This is a genomic window from Bacillus hominis, from assembly GCF_018332515.1.
In the GTDB taxonomy this organism is placed as follows: domain Bacteria; phylum Bacillota; class Bacilli; order Bacillales; family Bacillaceae_G; genus Bacillus_A; species Bacillus_A hominis.
Genome location: NZ_BOQD01000194.1, coordinates 1 through 9,925 on the forward strand (window position 1 = coordinate 1; position 9,925 = coordinate 9,925).

The 9,925-nt window shown below is 33.1% G+C and carries 6 protein-coding genes; 5 read left to right on the plus strand and 1 reads right to left on the minus strand.

The window, feature by feature from the left end; genetic code table 11:
- Positions 1–244: 244 nt before the first annotated feature.
- From KI356_RS18625 to KI356_RS18635, 3 genes are all read left to right on the plus strand, one after another.
- On the plus strand, positions 245–2,212 hold the full coding sequence (locus tag KI356_RS18625; RefSeq protein ID WP_212936108.1) for a penicillin-binding transpeptidase domain-containing protein: 1,968 nt from the start codon (positions 245–247) through the stop codon (positions 2,210–2,212).
- A 557-nt stretch (positions 2,213–2,769) separates the two neighbouring features.
- Entirely contained in the window at positions 2,770–3,303 is a 534-nt protein-coding gene (locus tag KI356_RS18630) for an RNA polymerase sigma factor (RefSeq protein ID WP_128280066.1), read from the plus strand.
- Positions 3,293–4,120, plus strand: coding sequence for an SH3 domain-containing protein (locus tag KI356_RS18635; RefSeq protein ID WP_212936109.1), 828 nt, complete (start codon positions 3,293–3,295; stop codon positions 4,118–4,120). Before KI356_RS18630 ends, KI356_RS18635 begins: the two co-directional genes overlap by 11 nt.
- An 11-nt stretch (positions 4,121–4,131) precedes the next feature.
- Here KI356_RS18635 and KI356_RS18640 read toward each other — a convergent pair whose 3' ends face one another.
- Positions 4,132–5,898: a peptidoglycan D,D-transpeptidase FtsI family protein gene (locus KI356_RS18640; RefSeq protein WP_212936110.1), complete on the minus strand. Its 1,767-nt coding sequence runs from the start codon at positions 5,896–5,898 to the stop codon at positions 4,132–4,134.
- A gap of 412 nt (positions 5,899–6,310) precedes the next feature.
- On the opposite strand from KI356_RS18640, the gene KI356_RS18645 reads away from it, so the two are divergent.
- Together KI356_RS18645 and bla are read left to right on the plus strand one after the other, a co-directional pair.
- Positions 6,311–8,446 (plus strand): peptidoglycan D,D-transpeptidase FtsI family protein, encoded by a 2,136-nt coding sequence (locus tag KI356_RS18645; RefSeq protein ID WP_212936111.1) that lies wholly within the window; start codon positions 6,311–6,313, stop codon positions 8,444–8,446.
- Between the two features lie 272 nt (positions 8,447–8,718).
- On the plus strand, positions 8,719–9,645 hold the full coding sequence (bla, locus tag KI356_RS18650) for a class A beta-lactamase Bla1 (RefSeq protein ID WP_438820846.1): 927 nt from the start codon (positions 8,719–8,721) through the stop codon (positions 9,643–9,645).
- The last annotated feature ends 280 nt before the right edge of the window (positions 9,646–9,925 follow it).

The following is a 9,925-nucleotide window of genomic DNA, read 5'->3' on the forward strand; positions in this document are numbered from 1 at the left end:
AGGTATTTTAAATGAAATTGTTAAAACAACACTAATAATGATAACGTTCGCTAAATATATTCGCTTCTTTTGCTTGTAAGAATCTTAAAATCCTCCCTCTTCGAATGTAGCTTAACCATAAATTAAATTTTTTTATAAATGTGGAACTATTTCATTACTTACACTGTCTATTAAGCGTTAAAACATTTTTTATTTAATATAACAAGAAAGGAATAATCATTTTTAACTAAGGGAGAAGATTGAATTGAAAAAAATATGGATGCTGCTTTTCTTTTGTTTTGCAGTTATGTTGGTAGGGTGTAATAAAGACGAACCGCCAAAACAAGCATTTGAAGAATATATTAATTTATGGAATGATAAAGAATTTGGAAATATGTATGATCATTTATCAGAACATGCCAAAAAAACGATTTCTAAAAAGGAGTTCATAGAGAAATATGAAAAAATCTATGAAGGTATTGGAGTTCAGAATTTAAAAATTAAAACGAAAGGAGAGAATACTAAAGAGAAAGAACGTTTTCTTTTTGAAATTAAAATGGATACGGATGGAGGAACAGTTTCATTCATCCATGAGGCAAAACTTGTGAAAGAAAAGGAATCTTGGAAAATAGATTGGACACCAGACTTCATTTTCCCAGGTATGAAAAAAGGTTACAAAGTACGTATGCAAACAGAGCAGGGAAAACGCGGAGAAATATATGATCGAAATGGAAAAGGGCTTGCAACGAATGGTAAAGCGACTGAGGTTGGAATTATTCCAGAGAAACTAGGTGAAACGGCAGCGCAAACGAAAGAAACAGTAGCACAATTACTTGATATGTCTACAGAAGAGGTCGATCAGAAGCTCGCAGCGAAATGGATAAAACCAGATTCCCTTGTACCAATTGGTATTTTAAAAGAGGGAACCAGACAGAATGATTATATTGAATTAGAAGGAGTTTCATCTCGCCCAGTAAATATTCGTACGTATCCATTAGGAGAAGCAGCGGCACACTTAATGGGATATATAGGAAAGGTGAATGCAGAGGAGTTAAAATCGCTTCAAAAAAAAGGTTATCAAGCAGATGATTTAGTGGGTAAGACTGGTTTAGAGAAGGTATTAGAGAATAAATTGCGTGGTGAAAAGGGTGGACGCGTATTTATGGAAGACGAGAACGGGAAAGAGATTAAAAACGTAGCAAAAAAAGAAGCAAAAGAAGGGGAAAATGTTACGTTAACAATTGATGCTGCAATTCAAGAAAAAATCTTTAATGAGATGAAAAATGAAGCAGGATCTAGTGCAGCTGTCAATCCTAAAACAGGTGAAACTATCGCACTTGTAAGTAGCCCTGCTTATAATCCAAATACAATAGTTAGAGGCGCATCAAAAGCCCAACGAGAAGCATGGAATAACGACTCGAAACTACCAATGATGAATCGTTTTACACAAGCATTTGTACCAGGTTCCGTATTTAAAACGATTACAGGTGCAATTGGTTTGGAAACAAACACAATAAACCCTAAGGAAGAATTTAAAATTCAAGGATTAAAGTGGACAAAAGATTCATCTTGGGGAAATTATTATGTAACACGTGTGAAGGAAGCTAGTCCAATTGATTTTGATAAGGCAATGAAGTACTCTGATAATATTTATTTTGCTCAACAAGCTTTGAAAATGGGAAAAGATCAGTATGTAAATGAATTTAAGAAATACGGATTTCATGAAAAATTACCAATCGAATACGAATTCCCTATTTCAATCATTGCAAGAGATGGAATAAAAAATGATATTCAACTTGCAGATACGGGATATGGACAAGGACAAGTATTAATGACACCACTTCATTTAGCACTAACATATGCACCGATTGTGAATGAGGGAAATATCCCGTCGCCTCATCTTTTAAAAGAAACAAAAGCAGCGGGGAATTGGAAAGAAAAAGTCGTTTCTAAAAAGAATCAAGAGATATTAAAGAGTGCATTAATAAAAGTCATTAATGACCCTGATGGCGCGGGGAGAATTGCTAAAGTTGATGGTGTAACTCTTGCTGGTAAAACCGGTACAGCAGAATTGAAAGAGTCGAAAGAAGCAGACGGAAAAGAACTTGGATGGTTTGCAGCCTTTGATGCAAATGCGCCAGACATGATTGTTACCATGATGATTGAAGATGTAAAAGGAAGAGGTGGGAGTAATGTTCCAGGCGAAAAAGTAAAACATGTTTTTCAGAAATAATACGTAACTATAAGGTGAAATCTTTTACTACATTCATTGTTTGCTTAACACGAAGGTATAAATTGAGCTAAAAAAGAACAATTAAGTTTTGAAAAAGCATTCTCCTCAATCGAGAATGCTTTTTTGTTGTGGCTGAATAAAGTTGGTATTGCTAATAGTAAATAGAAGAGTAAAACATATTGAAAGGGACAGGTTTAAAACTGTAACAAAACAGTTATTTAGTAAAACATAAATAGAGCACACAAATAAGTATGCTCTAAGAAAAAAGGTGATACAAGTGGAGTGTTGCGTGAAATGCACAAATAATAATCAGATTTTTTATGAGTGTATTTTTAATATTGTATGCTTTACTTGTTTTTTAGGAGCCTGTCATGTAAGAGAATGTATAGATGATTATTTTATGAAAGTAATTGCACACCTTTACATTTTTAGGAGGATGTTTCTATCAAAAAAGATAAACAATGGAACAAATGAAACTTGTATCTTGTCTATATATTGAAACCATAATAAAAGTGAGGGCAGCTTTATGTTTATTCAAATAAGTTTGAGGTGTGGAAATGGAACAGACGTTTATTGAAAAATGTAATCATGATGAGCTTGACTATGTTATAAAAGACTATTGGCAAGATGTATGGAATTATTCATTTATTATTACGAAAGATCCACACTTATCAGATGACATCACGCAAGATGTATTTATAAAGGTTTTTAAAAATTGGCATTCGTTTCGAAAGGAGTCATCTATTAAAACGTGGATATTAAAAATTACAAGAAATACGGCAATAAATTATTTGAAATCCTCTTATTTTAAAAGGATATCATTAGTAGGTTTTTTTAGTGACGATAAGCAATCTTCATCGGCAGAACAAGAATTTTTTAAGCAAGAGGAAATGAATGAAGTGTGGGAGGTTGTATTAAAACTACCTAAAAAACACCGTGAAATACTAATATTGGACGCAAAATATGAATTATCTTATGAAGAAATGGCTGAAACATTAGGAGTGTCAATTGGAACTGTAAAATCTAGATTAAGCCGAGCGAGAAGTAAGGTTTCAAAATTAATAGGGGAGGGTAGAAATGATGAACAATAAAAAAAATCCCGACTGGTATAGCAAATTAAAAAACGGTCCAATGGAAAATCGTAAAGATGAAGAAGAATTTATTTATAAAATAAAGCAATCGATAGACCAAAATAGTGAAGTAGATTCTGCAACATACAAAAGACCATTTCGTAGAAAAGTATTGCCTATTGTAGTTGTTTTGGCTTGTACACTATTATTTTTTATTGTTCAGCAACCTTGGCTTGATGATAATAAATCACCGGTACAAAGTAGTACTCAAATTAAGCCTAAAACAAAAGATGAATCTGCTCAAGATCCCTCACTAAAACAATTTATAAATGACTTATATCAAAGTACAAATTCTAAAAATGAAAATGATTTGTATAGAGCATTAAATGATGAAGTTCTATTTAAAGGGAAGAGTTATAAGAAGGATGAATTGAAGTTGGATGAAGATATTTTTCATGAGTTGCAAGTCGCTCTTACAATGGGGGGAGAATTTGCAAATGATACAAAGAAAGTATACAAAGTACCAAGTGGATTGACAGAAAGTAACCAACCAAAGCAAGCACATTTTATATATGCAACTGTTACTGGAAACAAAACGAAAATTTTAGCTGAACCAAAACTAGAATCAAAAGTTTTATATGAAGTATCTAATGAAATGGTAAAAGCTTGGATCCCGGAAAAAGTGCAAAATGATGGATATATAAAAATATCGACTATTAACGGTAATACTGGATATGTACAAAAAGACTATGTTTTAAGCGATATTAAATATTCTTTCATGTTCGAAAAGAATGATGAAGGTATATGGAAAATAACGAATATAGAATCTATATGGTAAAAGAGGAAGGTTCACTTTAATGAACCTTCCTCTTTGGTTTTATTTTCTTTTTGAAGAGTATTCCAGGACTCTAAAATCTCTGATGTAACGAGAGCGGCAATATTTTTTTCAGAATTGCTACCAGGAATAACGACAGAAATAGCAATTTGTGGATCTTCGGTAGGAGCATATGCAATGAAAAGAGAATGATTGATCATTCTTTCTTGCTCATTCGGAGAACCTGTAATACCCGTTTTACCTGCGACATCAAAAGGTAAGTTTTTAATCTCCTCTATATTTTGACGCATTCCACCTTGCACGACACTCCAAAATTTCATAGGATAACGATTTGAACTTTCTAATATGGGTTTAAACTTTCTTGTTTCCTTACCGTCCTGACCAATAATAGTACTTACGATTTGAGGTTTATATTTATCACCTTTACTTGCCAAAGTTGCTGCGTATTGGGCGAGTTGAAGAGGGGTATGCACTTCGTTTCCTCCCCAAGAGGCATTTAATAAAGCTGAGATGCCATTTTCAAACTTATTAGATGGATGAAATTCATATTGTCCGTCTTCTTCAAAGGGTAAATCAATCCCCGTTTTAGAACGAAGACCGAATTGCATTAAATAATCTGTCCATATATTTGCCACTTTTTCTATATTTCCATTATTTTGGTTGAATAAGGGTAGAGCTACTTTTGCTGTCATAAATGTGTTAGATGAATTAATGATAGCCTGACTCGGTGTAATCTCACCTGTTGGCGTTCCAGGTGCATTCGTAATGTTATTTTGATTATCATATTGAAAACTACCTTTATCTAAATAAGTATCTTCAGGTTGAAAAAGCTTTTCGTTTAATCCAATTAAAATAGTAAGAGGCTTTATAGTAGAGGCCATATTTACATAAGATTCACCATACTTTAATTTTTGAATTGCTCTATTTTGTGAAAGAGATTTGATGTTTTCTTTTTTAGATGATACTTGTGCATGTAGTGTATTTGGATCAAAAACTGCCGAGTTGGCCATAGTTAAAATTGCGCCAGTTTTCACATCGGTTACTACTGCATAACCAGCATTAGCATCAGGTATTTTCTTAATTTGAGATCTTAATGCTTCCTCTGTTTTTTGCTGCAACTTAGAATCTAAAGCCAGCCGGACATCTTTTCCGTTTTGTACTTTTCGAATGTTCCAAAAGAACTTTTTATTATTCATTTTAAAAATAAGAGTTTTTCCTGGTGTTCCTTTTAAATCATTTTCATATTGAAGCTCAATCCCACTTTTTCCAACAGGTACATACTTAGAATTAAGGTCATTTTCTACATACCCAATTACTTGTGAAGCAATTTCGTGCTTTGGATAAAATCGGATCCATTCATCTTTGATTATTACATTATTGGGTTTGTTCTTGTTTATGAATGCAAGCTCATTCTCATTTATGTCAGAGTATAGTGGTATTTCATTCATAGTTTGCTTTTTACAAGATTGTTGTAAATGTGATTTTATGTCCCCTGCAGAAATGTCATGTTGAAACTCGCTTGAAAATTGATTGAAAAAAGCTAATGTGTTTGATGTATCTTGATTCGATAGATTTTCATCATTAGAAGTGCAATATAGAGACTTAACTTTCTTATTTGTAGCTAGTATTACACCATTTTGATCAAAAATTTTTCCTCTTTCAGCTGAAGAAGTTGCGATAGTAATTGAAATGAAGTTGATTGTTAATAAAATTATTAAAATCAAACCTACAATAGAAAGAACAGCTAAAAATCTCCATCTTTTTATTTTTGTATGTAACATAAAACCCTCCCTTTTTTAGCTTATTTCATCTTATAGTTAATTATTTTTTTTGTAAATGTGGAACAACTTTATGATTTAGGTTGTCTATTAAGTATTACAACATGAAGAAGGGAAGAATCAGTATGAAAAAAAGCACATGTTAATAGTAAGTCCATGTGTAAGTTTAATATGAGTCATTATACAGTTTAGCATTTCTAATGCAAGCGACAAAAAAATAGAGAGAAAAACAGGAAAGGAGATTTATCAATTACGCGGCTAAACGAAAAGGAATTGATGCTTACAAAGATTTATCAAAAAAAGATAAGACACTATTTATAACTGAATGGTGGTTTCTAATATATAAGGAACGTATTTAGTATATTTATTTACTAAGTAGTAGTGAGGAGTTCCGGAAGAATTATATGGAGGATTTATGAAAAAACAAAAAGAAAAGAAGCAGCAGACATATATATCTATTCGATTAAATATAATGTTCCTTTGCATATTTCTACTATTCTCAGCTATTATTATGCAGCTAGGAAAAGTACAAATCGTTGAGGGAGAGGATTATAAGAACCAAGTGGAAAACAGTCAAAATGAAACAACTAGTATTCCAGTTCCACGTGGACAAATTCTAGATCGGGAAGGGAAAACAGTTGTTAATAATAAATCTCTTCGCACAATTACGTATACAAGGGTGAAGGGGATTACGAGTGAAAATATTTTAAAAACAGCAAAAGAATTGGCGAAAGTGCTTGAAATGCCTGAACAAGATATAAATAAGTTAACCGAAATCGATAAAAAAGATTTCTGGATGCAGTTGAATGCAAAACGTGCAGAATCAAAGATTACTAAAAAAGATATAGGAAAGTTTAAAGAAAAGGGAATAGAGGGAAAAGAGCTAGATAAAAAAATTGAAGATTTAAGAAGAAGTCGTGTGACAGAAGTAGAATTGGCAGAATTAACAGCACAAGATTTAAAGGTGTTAGCTATTAAAAGTAAAATGAGTTCAGGTTATAAACTGACACCACAAATTATTAAAAAAGATGTAACAGATGAAGAGTATGCGCGCATAAGTGAAAACCTTGCGGAGTTCCCAGGAGTAGATGCAACAGTTGATTGGGAACGTAATTATGTAAATGGTAATTTATTTCGTTCCGTGTTAGGTAATATTACGAGTAGTGAAGAAGGATTACCGAAAGAAAACTTAGATTCTTATTTGGTACGTGGATATAACCGTAATGATCGTGTGGGGAAAAGTTATATTGAACAACGATATGAAGATGTATTACACGGCACAAAAGAAGAAGTGAAAAACATTACTGATAAATCAGGAAACATTGTTAGCGCAGAAATAATCTCTAAAGGAAAAAGTGGTAATAGTTTAACATTAACGATTGATATGGAATTACAAAAGAAAGTGGAAGAAAGTATTGAGAAAAATTTGAGAGCTTTTAAGAGTTCAGAGCCACTGTTGGACCGAGCTTTTGTCGTCATGACGAATCCAAATAACGGGCAAATTTTATCTATGGCAGGCAAAAAAATTGTAGAAAAAGAAGGGAAAATAGAGATTGAGGATTTGGCATTAGGTAACATGACAACTTCGTATGAGCTAGGGTCAGCTGTAAAAGGTGCTACTTTATTAACTGGATATGAGACAGGGGCAATACAGCCAGGAGATCAATTTTATGATGCACCGATGAAATTTAAAGGTACACAAGCTAAGAAATCGTGGAATGTATCCGGATTTGGTAATATTAATGATTTACGAGCTTTACAAGTTTCTTCAAATGTATACATGTTCCAGACAGCTTTAAAAATTGCGGGAGTTAATTACGTACCAAATGGTTCGTTGGATATTAAACAAGAAGCATTTGATACGATGCGCTATTATTTTAAACAATTTGGTTTAGGGGTACCAACAGGTATTGATTTACCGAATGAAATAATTGGGCAAACTAGAAAAGTAGATAGTCAACCTGGGTTTTTATTAGATTTTTCTATCGGTCAGTATGATACGTATACGCCATTGCAATTGGCACAATATATTTCAACTATTGCAAACGGTGGTTATAGAATGCAACCCCAAATCGTACAAGAAATAAAAGAGCAATCAATAAAAGAAGAAGAGGTTGGCAAAGTTATACGCTCCATAGAGCCTGTCGTATTAAATCGAGTTGACATGAAGAAAGAACATATTGATCGGATAAAAGAAGGGTTTAGATGGGTATTCCAAGAAGGTGATGGAACTGGCGTGAAGTATTTCAAAAACGCTTCATATAAACCAGCAGGAAAGACAGGGACAGCTCAAACTGTATATGGTGGAGATGATCCAATTGGTAGAAATGCAAAAGGAGAACGTATGGAATGTTATAACTTAACATTAGTTGGATATGCTCCATATGATAATCCAGAAGTAGCATTTTCTGTAGTAGTCCCATGGCTTCATAATGATAAAAGTGGAATTAATTCTATAATTGGAAAGGAAGTTTTAGATGTATACTTTGATTTAAAAACGCAACGTATACATGGTGAAGCTGCTAGTACAGATAGTTTGAATCAAAATTAGTGCACCTTTCTCAGGGGAAGAGACCCTGTTTATATAAAAGCCTTTATAAGTTAAAGAAAAAAGAAGATTTGAAATAAGAAATAGTAGCTATCATAGTTACTATTTCTTATTTTGTTAACAACTCCGATGCTAGTTAAAGAGTTTTTTAAGTTTGTGGAACAAACTTGTTTCTTAGATGGTCTATTATGTGTACGTATAAAATAGGTGTTCAAATAGGATACAGTGTATTGAATTTACTACTTGTTTTCAGTATTGAAAATTTGAAAGGAATGATGATTTTGAAAAACAAGAGGTTGCTAATAATAGGGATCTGTGCTGGCATATTAGGCTTAGGTCTTACAAGCTTAGAAACTTTTACAGGAGGGGCATTGCGAGTTGAAGCGAAGGAAAAGACAGGGCAAGTGAAACATAAAAAGCATGCGTCATATAAAGAATTCTCTCAACTTGAGAAAAAATTTGATGCTCGATTAGGTGTGTATGCTATTGATACTGGTACAAATCGAACAATTGCTTATCGACCTAACGAAAGATTTGCCTTTGCATCAACCTACAAGGCGTTAGCAGCAGGAGTATTGCTACAGCAAAACTCAATTGAGAAATTAAATGAAGTTATCACTTATACGAAAGACGACTTAGTGGAATACTCACCTGTTACAGAGAAACATGTAGATACTGGAATGGCACTAGGAGAAATTGCTGAGGCTGCTGTTCGTTCCAGTGATAATACTGCAGGGAACATTTTATTTAATAAAATAGGCGGACCTAAGGGATATGAAAAAGCGCTTAGACAGATGGGTGATTGGGTTACTATGGCTGATCGCTTTGAGACAGAGTTAAATGAGGCTATACCAGGAGACATCCGTGACACTAGTACAGCAAAAGCAATTGCTACGAATCTTAAGGATTTTACGGTCGGAAATGCGCTTCCAGCTCATAAACGTAACATTCTTACAGATTGGATGAAAGGAAATGCTACAGGAGACAAACTTATTCGTGCTGGTGTACCAACTGACTGGGAAGTCGGAGATAAATCTGGAGCTGCAAGTTACGGGACACGAAATGACATTGCTATCGTTTGGCCGCCAAATAGAGCGCCCATTATCATCGCAATTCTATCCAGTAGAGATGAGAAAGAGGCTACCTATGATAATCAGCTAATTGCAGAGGCAACTGAAATTATTGTTAATACTCTTAGGTGATAGTATTTTAGTTTTGGCATTTCTTAACATGATGTTTTTGAAAGTATAAAATTAGAAAACGATTCTTTTTCGTGTGAAAAGAATCGTTTTTTTGTATTCTTATTATAAAAGGATAAAAGTAAAAAAATAGCGAAGATATACTACGTATGCGCTCTAAAATTTCATGTACTGTATTTTATTAACTTAAATAATTCTAAAAAAGTATAATATAATTCAGTTAACATATATAAGTGTTTTATGAAAATAAAAAGGAGAAACTATGAAAAAGAATATTAATAGA

Excerpts from the sequence above, each read along its gene's own strand:
- KI356_RS18630 (WP_128280066.1), top strand. The coding sequence starts at position 2,770 with ATGGAACAGACGTTTATTGAAAAATGTAATCATGATGAGCTTGACTAT.
- KI356_RS18635 (WP_212936109.1), top strand. The coding sequence starts at position 3,293 with ATGAACAATAAAAAAAATCCCGACTGGTATAGCAAATTAAAAAACGGT.
- KI356_RS18640 (WP_212936110.1), bottom strand. The coding sequence starts at position 5,898 with ATGTTACATACAAAAATAAAAAGATGGAGATTTTTAGCTGTTCTTTCT.
- KI356_RS18645 (WP_212936111.1), top strand. The coding sequence starts at position 6,311 with ATGAAAAAACAAAAAGAAAAGAAGCAGCAGACATATATATCTATTCGA.
- bla (WP_438820846.1), top strand. The coding sequence starts at position 8,719 with ATGATTTTGAAAAACAAGAGGTTGCTAATAATAGGGATCTGTGCTGGC.